Source organism: Tenacibaculum ovolyticum DSM 18103, assembly GCF_000430545.1.
In the GTDB taxonomy this organism is placed as follows: domain Bacteria; phylum Bacteroidota; class Bacteroidia; order Flavobacteriales; family Flavobacteriaceae; genus Polaribacter; species Polaribacter ovolyticus.
This window is the reverse complement of sequence record NZ_AUMF01000015.1, coordinates 53,207-74,391: the sequence shown is the minus strand read 5'-3', so window position 1 is coordinate 74,391 and position 21,185 is coordinate 53,207. Positions and strand designations below refer to the sequence as shown.

17 protein-coding genes are annotated in these 21,185 nt (G+C 28.0%); 11 read left to right on the top strand and 6 right to left on the bottom strand.

What is annotated here, in order from left to right; genetic code table 11:
• Positions 1 to 380: 380 nt before the first annotated feature.
• Together rpiB and H518_RS0105475 are read left to right on the top strand one after the other, a co-directional pair.
• Entirely contained in the window at positions 381 to 815 is a 435-nt protein-coding gene (gene rpiB, locus H518_RS0105480; protein ID WP_028888134.1) for a ribose 5-phosphate isomerase B, read from the top strand.
• A gap of 37 nt (positions 816 to 852) precedes the next feature.
• A complete protein-coding gene (locus tag H518_RS0105475; protein WP_028888133.1) occupies positions 853 to 1,293 on the top strand; it encodes a GNAT family N-acetyltransferase in 441 nt (146 codons plus the stop codon).
• Between the two features lie 152 nt (positions 1,294 to 1,445).
• On the opposite strand, the gene H518_RS0105465 is transcribed toward H518_RS0105475, so the two are convergent.
• The 5 genes from H518_RS0105465 to H518_RS0105445 all read right to left on the bottom strand — a co-directional run bounded on the left by H518_RS0105465 (position 1,446) and on the right by H518_RS0105445 (position 6,317).
• Complete coding sequence (locus tag H518_RS0105465) at positions 1,446 to 2,015, bottom strand: pseudouridine synthase (protein WP_028888132.1); 570 nt, start codon at positions 2,013 to 2,015, stop codon at positions 1,446 to 1,448.
• A 3-nt stretch (positions 2,016 to 2,018) separates the two neighbouring features.
• Positions 2,019 to 4,037, bottom strand: coding sequence for a TonB-copper family protein (locus H518_RS0105460; protein ID WP_028888131.1), 2,019 nt, complete (start codon positions 4,035 to 4,037; stop codon positions 2,019 to 2,021).
• A 64-nt stretch (positions 4,038 to 4,101) separates the two neighbouring features.
• Positions 4,102 to 4,944, bottom strand: a complete 843-nt coding sequence (locus H518_RS0105455) for a hypothetical protein (protein WP_028888130.1) — start codon at positions 4,942 to 4,944, stop codon at positions 4,102 to 4,104.
• A gap of 111 nt (positions 4,945 to 5,055) precedes the next feature.
• Positions 5,056 to 5,454 carry a hypothetical protein gene (locus tag H518_RS19300; protein ID WP_043706555.1) on the bottom strand — a complete coding sequence of 133 codons (399 nt, stop codon included), beginning with the start codon at positions 5,452 to 5,454 and terminating at the stop codon, positions 5,056 to 5,058.
• A 71-nt stretch (positions 5,455 to 5,525) separates the two neighbouring features.
• The gene (locus H518_RS0105445) at positions 5,526 to 6,317 is read right to left on the bottom strand and encodes an aldose epimerase family protein (protein ID WP_028888129.1); all 792 of its coding nucleotides are present in this window, start codon (positions 6,315 to 6,317) and stop codon (positions 5,526 to 5,528) included.
• A gap of 115 nt (positions 6,318 to 6,432) precedes the next feature.
• Here H518_RS0105445 and recA point away from each other — a divergent pair, with 115 nt between their 5' ends.
• From recA to H518_RS0105415, 6 genes are all read left to right on the top strand, one after another.
• A complete protein-coding gene (recA, locus tag H518_RS0105440) occupies positions 6,433 to 7,440 on the top strand; it encodes a recombinase RecA (RefSeq protein ID WP_028888128.1) in 1,008 nt (335 codons plus the stop codon).
• Between the two features lie 208 nt (positions 7,441 to 7,648).
• On the top strand, positions 7,649 to 12,925 hold the full coding sequence (locus tag H518_RS20415; protein ID WP_051263673.1) for a GEVED domain-containing protein: 5,277 nt from the start codon (positions 7,649 to 7,651) through the stop codon (positions 12,923 to 12,925).
• 198 nt (positions 12,926 to 13,123) lie between these two features.
• Positions 13,124 to 14,212: an acyltransferase family protein gene (locus tag H518_RS0105430; RefSeq protein ID WP_028888127.1), complete on the top strand. Its 1,089-nt coding sequence runs from the start codon at positions 13,124 to 13,126 to the stop codon at positions 14,210 to 14,212.
• A 94-nt stretch (positions 14,213 to 14,306) separates the two neighbouring features.
• On the top strand, positions 14,307 to 15,167 hold the full coding sequence (locus H518_RS0105425; protein WP_043706554.1) for an AraC family transcriptional regulator: 861 nt from the start codon (positions 14,307 to 14,309) through the stop codon (positions 15,165 to 15,167).
• 29 nt (positions 15,168 to 15,196) lie between these two features.
• The gene (locus H518_RS0105420) at positions 15,197 to 16,876 is read left to right on the top strand and encodes an amidohydrolase (RefSeq protein WP_028888125.1); all 1,680 of its coding nucleotides are present in this window, start codon (positions 15,197 to 15,199) and stop codon (positions 16,874 to 16,876) included.
• Between the two features lie 10 nt (positions 16,877 to 16,886).
• Positions 16,887 to 17,426, top strand: a complete 540-nt coding sequence (locus tag H518_RS0105415) for a GNAT family N-acetyltransferase (RefSeq protein WP_028888124.1) — start codon at positions 16,887 to 16,889, stop codon at positions 17,424 to 17,426.
• Here H518_RS0105415 and dut read toward each other — a convergent pair.
• On the bottom strand, positions 17,423 to 17,854 hold the full coding sequence (gene dut / locus H518_RS0105410; protein WP_028888123.1) for a dUTP diphosphatase: 432 nt from the start codon (positions 17,852 to 17,854) through the stop codon (positions 17,423 to 17,425). The genes H518_RS0105415 and dut overlap by 4 nt on opposite strands.
• A 93-nt stretch (positions 17,855 to 17,947) precedes the next feature.
• Here dut and H518_RS0105405 point away from each other — a divergent pair, with 93 nt between their 5' ends.
• The 3 genes from H518_RS0105405 to H518_RS0105395 all read left to right on the top strand — a co-directional run bounded on the left by H518_RS0105405 (position 17,948) and on the right by H518_RS0105395 (position 21,107).
• Positions 17,948 to 18,943, top strand: coding sequence for an NAD(P)H-dependent glycerol-3-phosphate dehydrogenase (locus H518_RS0105405; RefSeq protein WP_028888122.1), 996 nt, complete (start codon positions 17,948 to 17,950; stop codon positions 18,941 to 18,943).
• Between the two features lie 226 nt (positions 18,944 to 19,169).
• The gene (locus H518_RS0105400) at positions 19,170 to 19,829 is read left to right on the top strand and encodes a hypothetical protein (RefSeq protein ID WP_028888121.1); all 660 of its coding nucleotides are present in this window, start codon (positions 19,170 to 19,172) and stop codon (positions 19,827 to 19,829) included.
• A 9-nt stretch (positions 19,830 to 19,838) separates the two neighbouring features.
• Positions 19,839 to 21,107 (top strand): MFS transporter, encoded by a 1,269-nt coding sequence (locus tag H518_RS0105395; RefSeq protein ID WP_028888120.1) that lies wholly within the window; start codon positions 19,839 to 19,841, stop codon positions 21,105 to 21,107.
• The last annotated feature ends 78 nt before the right edge of the window (positions 21,108 to 21,185 follow it).

Genomic DNA, 21,185 nt, shown 5'->3' with positions numbered 1-21,185 from the left:
TATATAAATAACATGTTTAAAATCAACTATAAAATAGAGTTATTAACAATAGTTATAAACAGATGTAAACTAAAAAATATTAATAGTTAATTTTATTTTCACTGTAAAGAAGAGGTTAATTTTATGTTGATAAATGTTTATTAGAAACTCATAAAAAAAGTTGCGTATGTCATAATGTTCGCTGTATTGTTAAAAAAAATGAAATAATCAAATAAACTTTTTAAAATATATTATTACTTCTTAACAATTAACTAATACTACTTAAGTACTTTATATTTAGTAGTTTATTAAGAATACTAAAAAAAGCATTGTTAATTACTGTTGATAACCATGAATAACTGTATTTTTGTAGTAGACAACTAAATTAAAATCAACAAATTATGACAATTGCCATCGGAAACGACCATGCAGGTACCGAATATAAATTTGAAATTATAAAGTTATTAGAAGAATTAGGTCATAAAGTAATTAATTTTGGAACTAATGATTCGAATAGTATGGATTACCCTGATGCTATTCATCCAACTGCAGAAGCAGTAGAAACTGAACAAGCAGAAATGGGTATTATTTTATGTGGTAGTGGTAACGGTGCACAAATGACTGCTAATAAACATCAAGGTGTACGTGCAGCTTTATGTTGGAATAATGAGTTAGTAGCATTAACACGTCAACACAATAATGCTAATATTTTAACGATTCCTGCTCGCTTTGTATCATTACAACAGGCTTTAGGTTTTGTAGAAGTATTTTTAAGTACAGAGTTTGAAGGTGGAAGACACGCTGATAGAGTAAATAAAATAGCATGTAATTGCTAATAAGCTTTTATAAAGTATTTTTAATAAAATTATTTAAATGAAATTTTTAATAAAAAATTTTAAAGAGTTAACAACTTCAGAACTGTATGAGATTCTTCAATTACGTTCTGAAGTTTTTGTTGTAGAACAAGACTGTGTATATCAAGATATTGATGGAAAAGATCAAAAAGCATTACATGTTATAGGTATTAAAGAAGATAAAATTATAGCTTATACACGTTTATTTAATAGTGGACAATATTTTGATACGCCTAGTATTGGTAGGGTTGTAGTTAAAGATACAGAGCGTAAGTATGGCTATGGCCATGATTTAATAAAAGCATCTATACAAGCAATTGTTGATAACTATAACGAAAATAAAATAACGATTTCTGCACAAACTTATTTACAAAAATTTTATGAATCTCATGGTTTTGTAAAAGTTGGAGAAGAGTATTTAGAAGATGGTATTCCACATATTAAAATGATTAAGAATTAATCTTTTTTCTTAGTCATTTTATATAGTAAATATCCAAAACCTACTAAAAAATGTAAAATTATTATAGTTGCTACTATATATAATGTTGTATTAGAATTGTCTCTCATAGATGTAAAATTATACTATAATAGTTATGTACAAAGTAACTTAAGTTACATTAGTTTTTTTACTTCTATAAAGTCTCCAGATTTCATATTATTTAAAAGAATATCACCAATACGAACTCTAACTAAGCGAAGTGTAGGAAAACCAACAGCAGCAGTCATTTTACGAACCTGTCTAAATTTTCCTTCTCTAATAATTATTGAAACCCAACTTGTTGGGCCATGACGATCATCACGAATTTTTTGGTTTTGTAAAGGAAATTTAGGATCTTTTATTAAAAAAGCTTTACCTGGTAAAGTCATATATTTTTTACCATCAAAACCAATCTCTACACCTTCTTTTAATTTATTTACCGCTTCTTGGGTAATAACACCATCTACCTGTACGTAGTATTCTTTTTCTACTTTTTTACTACGTACTTGTGCGCTTACTTTACCATCAGTTGTTAATAACAATAATCCTTCAGAAGTAACATCTAAACGGCCTATAGCCATTGTTTTTTCTGGGAAATTATATAATTCACCTAATAATTTTTTCTTCCTCTTAGTTTGATTGTTAATAAACTGAGATAAAAAACCATAAGGTTTATGAATTATAAAATGTCTGTGATTTTCCATGTGCTATTTTAAAATGTACGACAAATTAACAAAAATATTTCGTCCCATTCTAGGGATATTTTTCCAATCAGAATAGGTTGAATAATAGGTATTAAAAACATTTTCTACGCCAGTTTTTAAAATAATATTATCATTGTTTATATAAAACTTATATCCAGCATCTAGGTTTATAATTGTGTATTCCTTCGTTTTATCTTCACCATAAATTTTAGAAAAATTATTTTGCGTACCTGCACCAACTACTTCAATTTTAGAATTAAAGAAGCCTTTTGTGTAAACGAGGTTTGCTTTGTACGAAATAGGAGAAATTAATGGTAAATTTTCACCTTTAATTTCTTTACCATAATTATATCCAACAGTACTATTTAAAGTAAAATTAGAATTAAACTTATAACTAGCACTTAAAGCACTATTAAATTGTAATACATTGTTTAAAGCACTATAAACTTTAACACCATCTGCACCAATAACCATTGGTGAATAATCAGTATTTATTTTACCTATAATATAATCTGAAATATAAAATAGAGAGTTATCAAAACTAACCTTAAATTTATTGTTGTCATATGCTATTTTAGCGTTGAATTCTAATGATTTTTCATTCTTTAAATTCGGATTTCCTATGTAATCAAAATTATCGAAACTATTAAATAAAAAATTGCCATAACCTTCACTAACTGAAGGAGCTCTTTCACCATAACCAATAGAAGATGTATAAGTAAATGACTTCTTTTTATGTGTTATTTGTGCAGAAATACTAGGTAAAAATCTATTTTTAGAAGCTTTTAAATTAGGATAAAAAATTTGTAAACTACTTAAACCAAAATTACTTGCTATATTATTATTCTGAAAACCAATTCTTGCACTAAATTGAGCTGAAGTAGTTTTATTTATAAAAAGTTTGTCTTCTAAATAGATACCAGAATATAAGGTTCTTACGTCTGGCCAAGTAAGCATAAACATTAATTTTTCTGTACTGTTAGCAGGATACATTGTCATTTCTGCTAACGACTTATTATAATAACCATTAAAGTTAGCTAAAAAAGAATGGTTATTTTTTTTAGCTTTAATTTTAGTATAAAACCCATAAGTATCACTCCAACCTGGCATATCCATATGAATAGCAACATTTGGTCTTTTAGTATCATCCATTACATGAGTAATAGAATTTGCATAAATTTTAGCTTCTAAATTATGAATAAACTTTTTTTCATTAGTATATTCATAATTTATAGAACCAATAATAGCTTTGGCTAAAGAAACATCCATTGGTAAAGCAGGATAACCAACATCGATAGCTTTATCATAAATAAGTGTTGCTCCAATTTTTTTAGTTGATGATAGTTTATAACCAGTTATTGCCGAAAAATTATACTTATTGTATTGAGAAAATAGTACTTCATTATTGTTTCCATCAAAATAATTAGCAGCAGTTCTTTTTATAAAATCGGTATTTAAAAAGAATTTTTTATCGTTGTAGTTTGCTTCTACACCAATAATTTTTGTATTCGAATTACTTTCATAACCTAAATCAAAACCAGTAATTAATTTGCTACCAACGTGTGAAAAATTATTTTTATCTAATTTTAAATCAATGGCACCACCAATGGTTTGCCCGTTTTCATTTCCATGTTGTCCAGAAAAAACAGCAACTTTTTCTAAATTCGAAACATCTACATAAGAAGTAATAGGATCCATTTTATCAGTACAAGCCCCAAAAATTTGCATTCCATCTATAGTAACACTAATTCTATCAGAAATCATGTTATTAATTGTAGGTTCCCATGCATAATTACCTCTTTTAATCATATTAATTTTAGAAGACTCTTCTAAGAATTGATCTAAAGAAGATAAAGGTTTTATGTATTTTTTATTATCAACATCTTTTCTTTTATTACTTATAATAATAATTTCTTTTAAAAAATTATGAGTTTCTAAAGTATCTTGTTTAGTACTTTCTTCTTGAGAATAAATCGTTTGAAATATAGTTAAGAAAGCTATAAGGAATTTAATTTTTTTCATAAAAAAATAGTTTATAAAAAATATAAAGCCTTTAATAAATATTTATTAAAGGCTTTAATTATACTTAAAATTCAATCTCTAAAAATAAGCTACTACTATCATTAGTATCTGTAACCTCTTCTCCTTTAATTAAGCTGTTTGTATTATTATATAACATTAAGTTTAATTTCCAATAACCTGTCATTGTAAAAGATAAATCACCTTCATACATTTTAGATGTAGTATTGTATGCTAAATCAGTATTATTTGGCGAACTATGATTTCCCATACTTGGCATTCTTGGATCTTGTTTAATCATATAATTTTCTACAATAGGAAAAGACATCATAGTTTCCATTTTATATACTCCAATTTTAAAATCATTTAAACCGATTTTTGGTGTATCAGGATTTATTAAAACTAATACGTATTTTGTATTATCACTATCCATAAAAACAGTAACTCTTTTCTTTGATGAAGCAGGAACAGTAATTTTATCATTAACAGAATATGAAATAGTATTAACCGTATAGTTAATTGTTAAATCCCATTTTTCGGTTGCATTTTCTGCCATTTGAAAAATAATGTAGCCATTATATAAAGTTTCCTTTCCTTCTGTTTTTTCTATAGAAGACTTAGGACAAGAATGCATTTTATTTGTCATATGCATCATTGGTTTCCATGTTAAATTTGCATTTTTTATATAATCACCAGTTGCTTTATCTTTTATTCTTAAGTATATATTATTATACCCTTGTTCTAATTTACTTTCAGTAGAAAAAATTTCTACATCATGATCGGTATTAGAAAGTGTTTGTATTTGGTTTAATGCCGTTGTTTCATCTAAAATTAAATTATCATCATTACTAGAACAAGATGAAATAAATAGGGTAATTATTATTGGTAATATATATTTTAAAGTTTTCATTTTTATTTTATTAAATATTAGGTACATCACGAAGTATTGGTATAATTTTAACCAATAAAACGTATAAAAAAGCTGTAATAATTTTATTTATTACTTAAATATTTGATATAATTAAATGAAGTATTTTGGCGGTGGTGTTTCTTTTTCTATAAATAAAGAATCTTTAAAAACTTGTTGATACGTTATTTTTTTAATGTCTAAATCAGAAACGCATTTAAAATTAACAAGTGTATTTTTAGCTAATAAGAAAACAAAATTTTCTATTAATTTTTTATCATTTTTAGGAGGAGTGTTAGCGTTATTATCTGAAGCTTCATTAGTAAGCTTTTTCATTAAATAACATTTTCCATTACAACCCTGTTGATTTTCTTTTTGAACACATAATTCTTTTATTATATAATCTTGATATGAAATATAATATGCTACAACAGATATTTGGTAAATAGTATACGATACTAATACCATTGCTAAAATAAAAGCAGATATCTTATATGTAAGTCGAAACTTCACTTAGCAAAAATACGACACAAATCATTGTTAAAAAGATGATTTTAGTCATATTCTACAAGAAAAAATAAAAATTAAAGTAGTTCAATTTTACAAGAAAATAATTCTTTACCAGAACTTATTCTCATGTTTTTTTCAGAATAATTTTGAGTTTTTAATAAAGGATATTGAGTTATAGGTTCTAAACAAACCATATTATTAACTTCTGTCCACAACATAAAATTATTAAAATTTGTAGTCGTAATTTTTATATTTGGTGAATCATTTTTCACCAAAATAATTTCATCAGAATTTAAAATTTTATAAGCAGCTGATCCTACATTTAAAATATCATTTAAAGTAATTTCTTTTTCTTTAGTTTTTATAATTTCGGTTCCAGAACCTAAAAGTTTAAAACTAGGATGATATCCTAACATATAAGGCATTCCTTTTTCGCTATTAATTTCAAAATCAATTTTTAAAGATGAATTTTTAAGAGAAATAATTTTTCTAAAAACAAAATCATAAGGCCAATATAAATTTTCTTGGGTTGATTTTTTAGGAAATTTAGAATTTTTTATAAGGGTGTTTTTTACATATTTTTTTTCAAAAATAGCAGTAGTAGCATCACTAGAAATAAGTTTATAAGTAAGTTCTCGTAATAAGCCATGTTGGTCTTGTTTAGCAATACCATTTTTGGTATCAATATTATAATTATTAAACTTCGTAGGCCCAATAATAGGAAACATTTCTATATCTGAAGCGTTCCAACCAGGTGCATTTTTAGAATGCATAATTTCTTCATTATTAGAAATAAAACTAATAACCTCTCCTTTATTAATAGTTGCTGAACTATGTATTGTTTTTAAAAGAATAGTAGCACTCATATATTTAAAATTTTAAACCAAACAATAATACAAAATGTAGCTTAAAAATATAGTAAAATAAGCGTAGTTTTTTATAACTTAGCGACTCTTATTTTTAATATAATTAGCACGATTTATGGCAGCAGATAAAGAAAAAGAAGCGAAATTAAAAGCGCTTCAACTTACTCTAGATAAGTTAGATAAAACTTACGGAAAAGGAGCAGTAATGAAGTTAGGAGATAGTAAAGTTGAAGATATTGAAGCTATTTCATCAGGATCTTTAGGGTTAGATTTAGCTTTAGGAGTTGGTGGATATCCTCGTGGAAGAGTTATTGAAATTTATGGACCAGAATCATCAGGTAAGACGACCTTAACATTACACGCTATTGCTGAAGCTCAAAAAGCAGGTGGTATTGCAGCTTTTATTGATGCAGAACACGCTTTTGATCGTTTTTATGCAGAAAGTTTAGGAATAGATACAGATAATTTAATTATTTCTCAACCAGATCATGGTGAGCAAGCATTAGAAATTGCAGATAATTTAATTCGTTCTGGTGCGGTAGATATTGTTGTAATTGATTCGGTTGCAGCATTAACACCAAAATCTGAGATTGAAGGTGAAATGGGAGATTCTAAAATGGGATTACATGCCCGTTTAATGTCGCAAGCATTACGTAAATTAACAGGTACTATTAGTAAAACAAAATGTACAGTTATTTTTATTAACCAGTTACGTGAAAAAATTGGAGTTATGTTTGGTAACCCAGAAACTACAACTGGTGGTAACGCATTAAAATTTTATGCATCTGTTCGTTTAGATATTCGTCGTAGAACACAAATTAAAGATGGCGATAGAGTTATTGGTAACAGTACTAAAGTTAAAGTAGTAAAGAATAAAGTTGCACCTCCTTTTCAAATTGCAGAATTTGATATTATGTATGGAAAAGGAATATCTAAAGTTGGTGAAGTTTTAGATATTGGTGTAGAATACGGAATTATAAAGAAAAGTGGTTCATGGTTTAGTTATGGAGACACTAAATTAGGTCAGGGTAGAGATGCTGTTAAAAGCTTAATTAAAGATAATCCAGAATTAGCAGAAGAACTTGAAGGTAAAATTAAAAAAGCTATTGAAGAGCAAGAGTAAGTAAATGTATACTTATTAAAAGTTTTAAATATATTTTTATTAAAGCTGTAGAATAATTTCTACAGCTTTTTTTTGGTTTTTTTTAATGATTTGATACTATTTTTATTAATTTATTATCATATAGTAATATTATATTATCTATACTTATTATTTATGTAAAGTTAATGTTAAATTACTGAAAATTAACTATTAACAAAACCCTTCGAAGATGAAAAAACTAACAAAAACTATTTTATTATTTCTAGGACTATTATCACTTCCTATGTATTGCCAGGAGAGTAATGACATACCTATTCGTTGTGAAACACCATCAAGACAAAATTATTTTTTACAAAATAATAAAGCAAAAATAGAAGCTGATAAACTTGAGGAATTAACTAAAAAATTTATAAAAAAAAGAAAAGAACAATTTAAAAAGGGAACAGTAAGTAAAGCATCAAAATATGTAATACCAATTGTATTTCATGTTTTTGGAACTGACTTTGTAGGTAAAAAAGTTGATGATGCCTTGGTTAAAGAAGCATTAAAGAAAACAAATGAAGATTTTAATGGACTTAATAATGATTTTCATGATGTTTCTAATCGGTTTAAAAACCTTAGATCTACTTTAGATGTAGAGTTTCGTTTAGCTGAACTAGATCCAAATGGAAATCCAACAACAGGAATAAATTATTATACTAATAGAGCTGGTTTTGGAGCAGATAATATTTATGACGATGAAATTGCCAAATTTGCTTGGGATAATTATAAATATTTTAATGTTTACATTCTTTTAGATTTAAAAAAAGATGGTAAACTTAATAGATCAGGAGTAGCTTGGTATCCTAATAAAGATCAGTCAGATAGAAATGTAGCAAGAGCTGTTTTTAATGGTAGATATTTAGGAACAAATAGTAATGAAAACTTCAGAAGAATATTAACTCATGAATTTGGTCACTATTTAAATTTAGCTCATACTTTTGAAGGAGGATGTTCTGGTACAGGTGATAATGTAGATGATACTCCTGCTACTACAGTTAGTTTAGATTGTGTAGTTACACAAGAAAAATGTACTGGAGCAGGTATTCCAAATTCAGAAAATTTTATGGATTATTCTGATTGTTATAGAATGTTTACAAGGGGACAAGTACAGCGTATGCAAGCTGCTTTAGAATTTTCTTCAAGAAAACCTTTATGGCAAACAAATAATCATGCGCAAGTATTTTCTCAAAACCCTAATGGGCCAGAGTTATATTATGATTTTACCACATTTACTGAAAGTTTTGAAAATAACGGAGCTATAGGTGGAGGGAGAGACGTAAAAATTAGATTAGTTAATGGGCCAAAATTTTCAAACGTTGGTACATTACCTAGTAATAGTTATACTGTTGAAAATGTACCTTTAGGCTTAAGTGTACAAGTAGTAAGTAACAGTAATACAGAGGCGGTTATACGTTTATCAGGAAATGCTACTAATCATACAAAGGTTAATAATATAAGAAACTTAAAAATAACATTTAATAACGCAGCTTTTTCAGGTTTTAATGCTACAAACATTAAAGGATATAGCCGACCAGATTTACGTGTAGAGTATAATAATGCTTATGAAAGTACATATTTAACTTTTAACGAATTAAGACAAGTTGCTATAGATGGAAATAATTTTGTTGGTTTTGGAATAAATCCAGATCAACAAAGACCTAGATATGAACTTTCTGTTGATGATAATAAATTAATGATTGGGTTCGATGCTGGTGCAAAACATGTAGCTGTAAATGCTAGTAAACAAGTTTTACTAATTGAAGAAGGTGCTACAATTGGTCCTAATTTAGATTGGAATCATGATGATAGAGATAGGCTTTTGTCAGATAACATTTATCAAGCTTGGAGAGGTAAAAGAGGTTTTGTAGGTATGAGAATTGAAAGAGAATCCTTTCCCGGTAAATATTTTTATGGATGGGTAAGAATTGAAGTGTCTTCAGATGGTAAAATAGCTCGGTTTATAGATTTTTATTCACATAAAAGTCCTGAAGCATCAGTAAAAGCAGGTATAACAGATAAACCATCTGTAGCATTATCTAAACCAGTATTTTTTGAAGATGAAATTAATAACGGTACATTTTCTGAAGAAATAGATATTATTTTAGAAGGAACAGCAAGCTTCACATCTCAAAATTTAGCAAGCGGAATACATTTTACGGTAGATAATTTACCACTTGGTTTAACGGCAACTATTCAGAAAATAAATAATAAATTAGGTAAATTAAAATTGCAAGGTACTGCTAGTAGCCATGTTACTGGTGATGGTACATTAGCAAAATTAAAATTTAAAGATGCTGCATTTAGTGTTGTACCTAGTAATAAAACAAACTTTGATTTACAAGTTCGATTTTTTGATCCCTATGATATCACTTATATAAGTACTGAAAATTTAACTCCGTGGATAAATAGTAGTAATAATAATAGGTGGATATATATTGATACAGATTTTGATTTTGGTGATAATTCAAGATATTCTATAAGTCATTATACTGATAATTCTGGTAGTGGAGAATTTGTAGTATTAAATGGTAGAGGAAAAGGATTTACAATGGATGCTACTACGCTACATCCTATTTCACTAAGTGTTGGAACACAAGTAAATGCATCAAGTAGTTTTGTATCTACAGGATACGGAGTTAATAATGCCCCAAGATTATCAGGAACTAATGTTCCTCATAACGGAAAAGTAACTTATACAGGATTACGTTTTAGGGATAGAGCTGGAAGATTACATTATGGTTGGATGAAGTTTGAGTCTAAACCAAATGGATTTGAAGCAAGGTTATTAGCTATAGCATATAATAAAAAACCTAATGAAACTATTACTGTAGGTCAAATACCTAACGATTATTGTTATGCAGCTGCAAATATTAATGAGAAGTATGATGATTATTCAAGTGCTATAGGAACTTTTAATTTTGAACAGTTTACTCAAAAGTCTGATTTTCCGCTTAACTATACTGATTTTACAAGTAAAACAATAAAAGTTCGTCCTGGAGCAAATAGTTTTTCTATAAAAGATGATGGAATAAAAACATCTGGTACAAACATTCTTGGAATATGGATTGATTTAAATGGAGATAAAGATTTTGAAGATAATGGAGAACAAATTCATATGTCAAATCCTTACCCTGCTGGTACTGATTATGGAGGTGAAGTAACGTTGCCAAATGTAAATGGAACATATGCATTACGAATAACAATGAAAAATGAAACAGAATCAGATAACCCTAAACCATCTCCTTGTGATTTCTTTTTACATGGTGAAGTTGAAGATTATACAATTAATATTTCAAATTCAAATCCAATATATCCAGTAGCTAAATTTGAAATGCCAACAAGTATTTCTGCAAAAGAATTACTGGTAGTAACAGATACTTCTACTAGAGAACCAGATTCATGGAACTGGGAATTTGAAGGAGGAGTTCCAGCTACATTTAATGGTAAAACACCGCCAAGTATCTACTATGAAAATGTAGGAACTTTTAAAGTGAAATTAACAGTTAAAAAAGGAAGTGTTTCACAAAGTATAGAAAAATCATTAAAGGTTAACCCACATCCAACAGCATATTGTGAAGTTTCAAGAAGAGGTACTTATCCAGGAAGAAATGATGTAACTAAAGTTGTGTTTGGTGATATTAATAATGTAACAGAAAAAGGAGGAACTGGATATGGTGATTTCACTAGTTTATCTACAAGCCTTATACAAGGACAAACATACCCTATAGAATTAACAACATATCAGCAAATTACAAATGCAACTAGTGAGGCAGGAACTAATTTAGTTGTTTGGATTGATTGGAATAGAAATAATGAATTTTCTGATAATGAAATTGCTTATGAAAGAAGAGCAGTAGCTTCAGATACTCCTGATATGGTATTAAATGGAAATATAACAGTTCCTAAAATTTATTCAAACGGAATATCTTTAATGAGAGTTATCCGTTATTATTCATACGATAATAAAGATAGACCAAGATGTGGTGAAATAGTTGAAGCAGATATTGAAGATTATACCGTTAACCTTACAGGAACAACTGTACAAGCTCCAATAGCCAATTTTGAAGCAAATTCGACTACAATAACAGAAGGAGCAACAATTATTTTTACTGATAGTTCTACGAATAGTCCTACAGGATGGTCATGGTCTTTTGAAGGAGGTACACCAGCTACATCAACAGAGCAAAACCCTTCAATTACATATAATTCAGAAGGTATATTTAAAGTAACATTAACAGCTAGTAATTTAGGTGGTACTAATGCAATTACAAAAGAAGGTTATATTACAGTAAATAAAGGATCAAGTATTACCTATTGTGAATCAGCAGGAACACGAGTACAATACGAATGGATTTCAGGAGTAAAAGTGGGTAGTTTTATAAATAATTCAGGAGGTCAAAAATATTCAGATTTTACATCAAAAACAATAACATTACCAGGAGGTTCAACAACAGATATAACATTAACACCAGGGCATTCAGGAACTGCTTATAAAGAGTATTTTAAAGTTTGGATAGATTATAATCAAGATGGAACTTTCGGAACAGATGAGGTAGCTTTTGATGCAGGAGCAGCTTCAACAACCGCAGCAACAGGAATAATAGAAGTACCAATAACTGCAAAACCAGGAAATACAAGAATGCGAGTATCAATGAAGTATAATACAGCTCCGAATTCATGTGGAAGTGTTGGAGATGGTGAAGTAGAAGATTATACTGTAAATATTTCAGGAGCTACAAATCCAAATCCTATTACCTATTGTGAATCAGCAGGAACACGAGTACAATACGAATGGATTTCAGGAGTAAAAGTAGGTAGTTTTATAAATAACTCAGATGCTCAAAAATATTCAGATTTTACATCAAAAACAATACCATTAGGAACTGGGTCTTCAACAGAAATAATGTTAACACCAGGGCATTCAGGGACTGCTTATAAAGAATATTTTAAAGTATGGATTGATTACAATCAAGATGGTACTTTTGGAACTGATGAGGTAGCTTTTGATGCAGGAACCTCTTCAACAACAGCAGTAACAGGATTAATAGTAGTACCAACAACTTCAAAATTAGGAAATACAAGAATGCGAGTATCTATGAAATATGATATAGCTCCAAATTCATGTGGTAGTGTTGGAGATGGTGAAGTAGAAGATTATACTGTAAGTATAAACTCTAGTACTCAGGCAAAATTTAATACTTCTAATGTAAAGTTAGATGAAACTACAATATATCCAAACCCGGTTAGTAGTGAATTGATGGTTACTTTCAGTAAAAATACTGTAATTAAAAATTCGAATATTATCATTCAAATAGTAGATATTACAGGTAAGAAGATTAAAGAAAAAACAAATATTAATAATCAAAAAATTAAATTTAACCTAGAAGATATACAAAATGGTACTTACATTTTACAGATATTAAATGGAAATAAAATTGAGTACAAAATGTTTATAAAAAAATAAAGTATAAATATATTTTATAAAAAAGCGGTTGAAATTTCAATCGCTTTTTTTTAAAATAATTTTTTAAAAAAGTGTTGTGATAGCATATTTTAATTACTGAACTTCAATTATATAAAAGAATAATTTTTTTTGATACTTTTACTAAACCTTCTAAATTATATATGCTTAACAAATAGAAAGGTTTAATTAAAGTTAATTATGATTAAAAAAAAAAGAATTGAATCTGTAGATTTATTAAGAGGGTTTACCATTGTTGCTATGATTTTGGTAAATACTCCTGGTACATGGAACTCTGTTTATACACCTTTGTTACATGCCGAATGGCATGGATTAACACCTACAGATTTAGTATTTCCTTTCTTTTTATTTATAGTAGGTATCTCAATATATTTTGCATATAAAAATAAGGAAAAGGGAATAATTATTTATAAAAAAATAGCAGTACGAAGTTTAAAATTAATAGGATTAGGTTTGTTTTTAAATACTTTCTTACCATATTTTCCTTTTATAAGAGAATTTGAAACTCTTAGAATTACAGGAGTTTTACAAAGAATAGGAATTGTATTTTTTATAGCATCAATTTTATATCTTAATTATAATTGGAAAACTATTTTAGCAATTAGTGCTACAATATTAATTAGTTATGCATTAATTTTAGGTTTTCTTCCATTCTCAGACGGTACATTGCCAACTTTTAATAGAGCACCAAATAACTGGTCAAATTATATAGATTTAAATATTTTAGGAAAACATATGTGGAAACCAGATTATGATCCAGAAGGTTTATTTAGCACATTACCATCTTTAGTTACTTGTTTGTCTGGTATATTAATTGGTAAATTATTAGATGAACTTAAAACAATTAAGCAACTTTTTTTAGCAGCAATTATATTATTAGCTTTAGGTTATACTTTAAATGTTTGGTTTCCTATAAATAAAGCTATTTGGAGTAGTAGTTTTGTATTAGCAACAAGTGGTTGGGCAACTTTAATATTAGCAATAATCTATTATTTAAAGGATATTAAAAAATTTCAATTTGGAAATATTTTTAAATACGTTGGTATGAATGCAATTACTATTTATTTTTTATCTAGTCTTACATCAATAATAATGTATTTAACAAAAATAGGAGACACTAACTTACATAATTATGTGTACAAAAATATTTTTGTACATTCCTTTTTATCTGACAAATTTTCTTCTTTATTATATGGTTTAACAGTAGTTATATTTTACGTAAGTTTAGGATATTTAATGTTTAAAAAGAAAATTTTTATTAAAGTTTAAAATAAAAACCTGTTGAAAAATGATAGGTTTTTTTTAATCTATTTTGTCAATTTGAGACAAATACTACTTACAAACTTCATTTTATATTTGTTGTATGGAAACAAAAGAACATTATATAAACCGTTTACAACAAGTAGTTTCCTATTTAAGAACCAAATACAATCAAAAAATTTTAATAGAAGATTTAGAAGAGCTATCTAATTTTTCATACAGAAATTTACAACGTGTTTTTAAAGCAAACTATGCAGAAACTATAGGTGCTTATGTAACAAGAGTAAAAGTAGAAAATAGTGCAAAAATGTTATTATTTACTAAAGATGAAATTAAACAGATTGCCGATAAAGTAGGCTATTCTGATGTACAATCTTTTAGTAAAGCATTTAAAAAACATTATGGTATTTCACCTGCTATTTACAGAAATAAAAAAGAAGAAACATTGCAAAAAAAGAATAGTAAACAACATACAATTATACCTTTTTTTGAAAATAGAATTACTGAACTAAAACCTCAAAAAGTATTATATAAAACTTATAAAGGAGATTATTATAATAATCAAATTAATGAAATATGGAACCGTTTATTAGTTGAATCTGAGGCTGTAAATATTAACATAGATGAAGCGACTTCTTTTGGTATAATTTGGGATGAACCTATTATTTCTGAAAAAATAAGCTATAATTATGATGCTTGTATTATAATAGACGAAGTTATTAAAATACCAAGTAAAAAGTTTAAAACAAAAATAATCCCAAGTCAAAAATACGCTGTTTTTACACACATAGGTAATTATAAATCTATTAGTAAAACTTATGATAAAATATTTAGTAATTGGATTTTTACTTCAGGAAAAGAGGTTTCTGAAAAACCTTTTTTAGAGTTTTATATAAAACATGAAAGTCATACAAATGACGAAAATGAATACGAAACAGAAATTTATGTACCTTTAAAAGGTTGATTTAAAAAATTGACACTAAAATGAAGAAAATGAAAATATTAGCACTAATATTTAGCTTGATTTTAACCACAAAATCTTGTACAAAAAAAGAAGATATTAACTCTATTATTCCTATAGTTACAAAGAGTACTCAAAAAATGTACTTCAATGGTAAAATTTTTACAGTTAATGATAAACAGCCTTGGGCTGAAGCAATAATTGTTGATAAAAATAAAATTGTTTTTGTAGGCTCAAATATTGAAGCTGATAAAAGAGTAGAAGCTGCTGCAGATAAAATAGATTTAAAAGGAAAAGTGGTACTGCCTGGTTTTCATGATGTTCATATGCATCCAATGGAAGTAGGTTCTACAACAACAACTTTTGTTTTAAAAGAAAATGAAACGAACGCAGAAAATTATATAACAACCATAAAAAAAGCAGCAAATGATAACCCAAATGTAGCATGGATTATTGGTTTTGGTCACTCAATAAATACACTTTTAGAAGCACAAAGAAATCCTTTAGAAATTATTGATGAAGCCGTTTCAAACCGTCCAGTAATTATTATGGAGCAAACATCACACTCTATGTGGTTAAATTCTAAAGCATTAGAATTAGCAGGGATTAGTATAACCACACCAAATCCTCAAGGAGGAATTATCATGAAAAATAACGGTAAATTAAATGGTATTTTAATTGATAATGCGGGCGATGTAGTTTTTCAACAAGCAATAAGTGCTTTAAATGATAGTAATGGAGAATATAATGGAATGGTTGAATATGTATTACCAGAGTTAGCAAAACATGGAATTACATCGGTTTCTGATGCAAGAACTTATTGGAAAAGAGATCAACATAAAACTTGGAAAAATTTAGCAGATAATAATAAATTAACAGCGCGGTTTAATCTAGGTTTATGGGCGTATCCTACAGCAGATGATGTATCACAAATTTCAGCTTTAAAAGCATTGTTTTCTAACGATGAAAATAGCTTATTAAAGATTAATCAAATTAAATTGTATTCAGATGGAATTACACATAACACAACAGCGGCATTACATTCTGATTATCATGAAAATTATTTTAATGAGCCAACGAATAATGGATTAAACTATTTTACAGAAGTAAGAATAGCAACTTATATTAAAGAATTAGAATCAGTTGGATTTGATTTTCATATTCACGCAATTGGTAATAGAGGTGTTACAGAATCTTTAAATGCAATTGAACAAAGCGGAACATCAAAAGGAAGACATCGTTTAACACATGTTGAAATGGTTACATCAACAGATATGAATCGTTTTAAACAATTAAATGTAACTGCAGATGCTCAAGTAACAGGTGAATTTACGCAACCTCAATATTGGCATGATAACGACCATTTATTAGGTAGCGATTTAGCAGAGAATCAAGTTCCAATAAAATCATTAAAAGATGCAGGTGCAAGATTAACTTTAAGTAGCGATTGGAATGTGAGTACACTAAATCCGTTTGTAGGAATTCAAAATGCAATAACAAGAATACCCCAAAATATTTTATTAGAAGAAGCAATTAAAGCATATACAATTAATGGTGCATATGTTATGAGGCAAGAAGATAAAGTAGGTTCATTAGAAGTTGGTAAATTAGCAGATTTTATAGTGCTAGATAATGATATTTTTACAATTCCATCAAATCAAATTAATAAGACTAAAGTTATTTTGACTATTTTTAACGGGAAAGAAATTTAAAAAAATAACATTGATAGATATATCAGAAAACATACAGTTAAAAGAAATTCTTAGTACTGATTATAACGTTCTTTTTAAATTAATGGAAGACGTTTATCCAGCTGCTTATAGTCATTTTTGGAAAGATGATGGAAATTGGTATGTAAACACTCAATATTCAAAAAAAAATATAGTTAAAGAGCTTTTAGAAGAAAATGCAAAATATTATTTTGTCGTGTTTAAAAATGAAATAATAGGTAATTTCAGAATTCTTTGGGATAAAAAATTAAGTGGTTTTAGTGAAAAAAAATGTATAAAATTACATAGAGTTTACTTGCATTCAAAAACACAAGGAAACGGAATAGGTAAAGAATTAATAAATTGGCTAGAAATAGAAGCCTTAAAAAAACAATATGAACTTATTTGGTTAGATGCGATGGATGAGCAGCCACAAGCTTTCGAATTTTATAAAAAATTAGGCTTTAAATATTATTCACATTGTTTTTTAGACTTTGAATTATTACATGATAAAGTTAGAAAAATGAGTCAACTTTATAAAAAGTTGATTTAAACGCCAGTACTACCAAAACCGCCTGCACCACGTTCAGTTTCATCAAGAATAGTTACTTCTTGCCAGTTTACGCGTTCATGTTTTGCAATGACTAATTGTGCAATACGTTCACCATCATTAACTACAAAATTTTCATTTGATAAATTTACCAAAATAACACCAATTTCACCACGATAATCAGCATCTACAGTACCAGGAGCATTTAATACGGTAACTCCTTTTTTAGCAGCCAACCCACTTCTTGGTCTTACTTGTGCTTCAAAACCAATAGGTAAGGCTATGAATAAACCAGTTTTTATAATAGCTCTTTCTAAAGGTTTTAAAGTAATTGCTTCTTCAATATTAGCACGTAAATCCATTCCTGCAGAACCTTGTGTTTCATATGCAGGAGTTTGATGTTTTGATTTGTTTATTATTTGTACGTTCATATTATTCAGTTTTTCAAAATTCAAATATAATACGCTTAACTTTTAGAAGAAGGGTATAGATTTATTAATTTAGCATATTAAACAAACAACAATATGAGTAAGCAAACTAAAATAGCTGTTTTAGGAGGAGGAAGCTGGGCTACAGCCATTATAAAGATGTTATCTGAAAATCTTGAAAACATTGGTTGGTATATGCGAAGTGTATATGCTATAGAACATATAAAACGTAATAAGCATAACCCTAGTTATTTAAGCTCAGCAGAGTTACATCCAGATCAATTAGATTTGTCTGACGATATGAATTATATTGTTGAAAATTATGATGTACTTATTTTTGCAATACCTTCAGCTTTTGTAAATACCGAATTAGAAAAATTAACAGCTTCATTAAAAGATAAAATTATTTTTTCGGCAATTAAAGGAATTGTACCTGAAACAGGGTTAATTGTTGGCGAGCATTTTCATGAAAAATTTAACATACCGTATGAAAATATAGGTGTAATTACAGGTCCATGTCATGCTGAGGAAGTAGCAATGGAACGCTTGTCATATTTAACATTAGCTTGTCAGGATGAAGAAAAAGCAAAAAAATTAAGCGAATATATTGCAGGACGTTATATTAAAACCAAAATTTCTGATGATATTATAGGTACTGAATATGCAGCTATGTTAAAAAATATTTATGCAATTGCAGCAGGTATCGCTCATGGTTTAGGATATGGAGATAATTTTCAAGCAGTATTAATGAGTAATGGTATTCGTGAAATGAAACGTTTTATTAAAAAGGTGCATAAAATGAAGCGTAATATTAACAATTCAGCTTATTTAGGAGATTTATTAGTAACCGGATATTCAACTTTTAGTAGAAATAGAATGTTTGGAAACATGATAGGTAAAGGATATACTGTAAAATCTGCGCAAATGGAAATGAGTATGGTTGCCGAAGGATATTATGCTACTAAGAGTGCTTATGAAATTAATCAAAAGAACGGTGCAAAAACTCCTATTATTGAAGCTGTATACAACGTATTATACGGCAAAAAAGAAGCAAAAGATGAGTTTTTAAAGTTAACAAATAGATTAGATTAGTTGTCTGCATTTGTACAAATAACCCTTCTTAATAAAAAGAAGTCCGCTCACCAATTGCTTCTAAAAATTGTGTTGTGTAGGTTTTGTATTTGTAATACAATAGTAGCAAATTTAATTTAATTTTTTGATTAACAATAGTTTTTGTGAAATATATACTTATTTAAAAAAGTAGAAAAATTTTACTACTAGTTATATTTTTATTAAATTTGTTTAAAATCAAACAAAAATGAAAACAATTCAAGAAGCTGTTGAAATTACCATTAGAAAAACACCTTTCATTGAAGAAGCTTTAAATGAAAAATTAATAAACGTATCTTCTTTAGCAAGAATTGTATTGCCAGAAGTATCTAAATTACTTAAAAAAGAAGTAAAAGTAGGTGCAGTTATGATGGCAATTAATAGATTGTCTCCTGCAAATGAGTTAAGAATACGTAAAAATATTAAAAAATTAGCGCTCGATTTAGGAGATGTAATTGTACGTTCAGATTTATGTGATTTTACATTTAAAAATACCTCTTCTTTATTAAAAGAAATTGCCAAAATTTTAAGTAAATCTGCAGATAGTAATGATTATTTTTTAACAGTTTCTCAAGGTATTTTTGAAACAAATATTGTTACTAGTAAAAATTTACAACCGTTTGTTGAAGAAATTTTTAAGAAAGAAACATTAATAAATAATGTAAGTGACTTAGCATCAATAACAATTAAGCTTCCTAAAGACAACTTAGAGCAATCAGGTGTGTATTATTTTATTTTAAAGCAATTTGCTTGGGCAAACATTGCTGTACAAGAAGTAATATCTACTACACATGAAATGACAATTGTTGTTAAAGAAGAAGATGTAAACGAAACCTTTGCCATTTTAATGGATTTAAAATTGAATTAGCAGTAAATAATGGAAAAGAAAGATCCGTATGCTTCACTAAGAATTAAAGAATTTAATATTTTTCTTCTAGTACGATTTGCTTTGGTATTTGGTTGGTCTATGCAATTTATTATCATAGAATGGCAAGTATATAGTATTACTAAAAATCCACTTTCACTTGGTATTATTGGTTTAATGGAAGTAATACCAGCAGTTTCTATGGCACTTTTTGCAGGTCATATTGTAGATCAAAAAGAAAAACGAAATTTATTAATACTATGTACTGGAGCGTTTTCATTAATAAGTTTAGGGCTGTTTTTTTTAACATTACCTAGTTTTATTGAAGGTTGGGAAATAAATACAGTTTTATATGCTATTTACGGACTTGTATTTTTTGGAGGTTTTTTGCGTTCTTTCTTTGGACCAACTATATTTTCATTAATAGCGTTAATAGTTCCAAAAAAATTATATCCAAATGCAGCAACCTGGAGTAGTTCTACTTGGCAAATGGCTTCAGTTTTAGGGCCTGCTTTTGCAGGGTTTACTATTTCTTGGATAGGAGTTCATTGGTCACTTTGTATTGTTTTTGGCTTGGTTCTATTTTCATTTTTAATGATATTTTTTATAAAGAAAAAACCTATTTTAAATCCAAAAATTGGTGAACCAGTAATGAAGAGTTTAAAAGAAGGGGTTCGTTTTGTATTTAAAACAAAAGCTATTTTAGGAGCGATTACTTTAGATATGATTTCAGTCCTTTTTGGAGGAGCTGTAGCTCTATTACCTATATATGCACAAGATATTTTAAAAGTAGGACCAGAAGGGTTTGGTGCTTTGCGCGCTGCACCTGCTATAGGAGCTTTTTTAACTATGTTAATTACAGCATACATACCAATTAGTAGAAACGCAGGAATGAAGCTTCTAATGGCTATTTTTGGCTTTGGAACTTGTATTATCGTGTTTGGTTTGTCTTCTATATTTTGGATATCAATTGTAGCTTTATTTTTTAGTGGTGTAACCGATGGTGTTTCAATGGTAATACGTCAAACAATTTTACAATTAAAAACTCCTGATCATATGCGAGGTAGAGTAGCTTCAGTAAACTCTATGTTTGTAGGTTCTTCTAACGAATTGGGTGCTTTTGAAAGTGGAATAACCGCAAAATTAATGGGAACAGTAACTGCCGTTGTTTTTGGTGGTACGATGACTTTGTTAACAGTTATAAGCACAGGAATAATTAACCCAACACTACGAAAGTTAGATTTAACGAAAGATTTAGAAGAGCATGAAAAGATGGAATAATTATTTTAATAAATTCAAAAAATAGAAAAGCCGGTAAAACTATAGTTTTACCGGCTTTTCTATTTTTTGAATACTTTT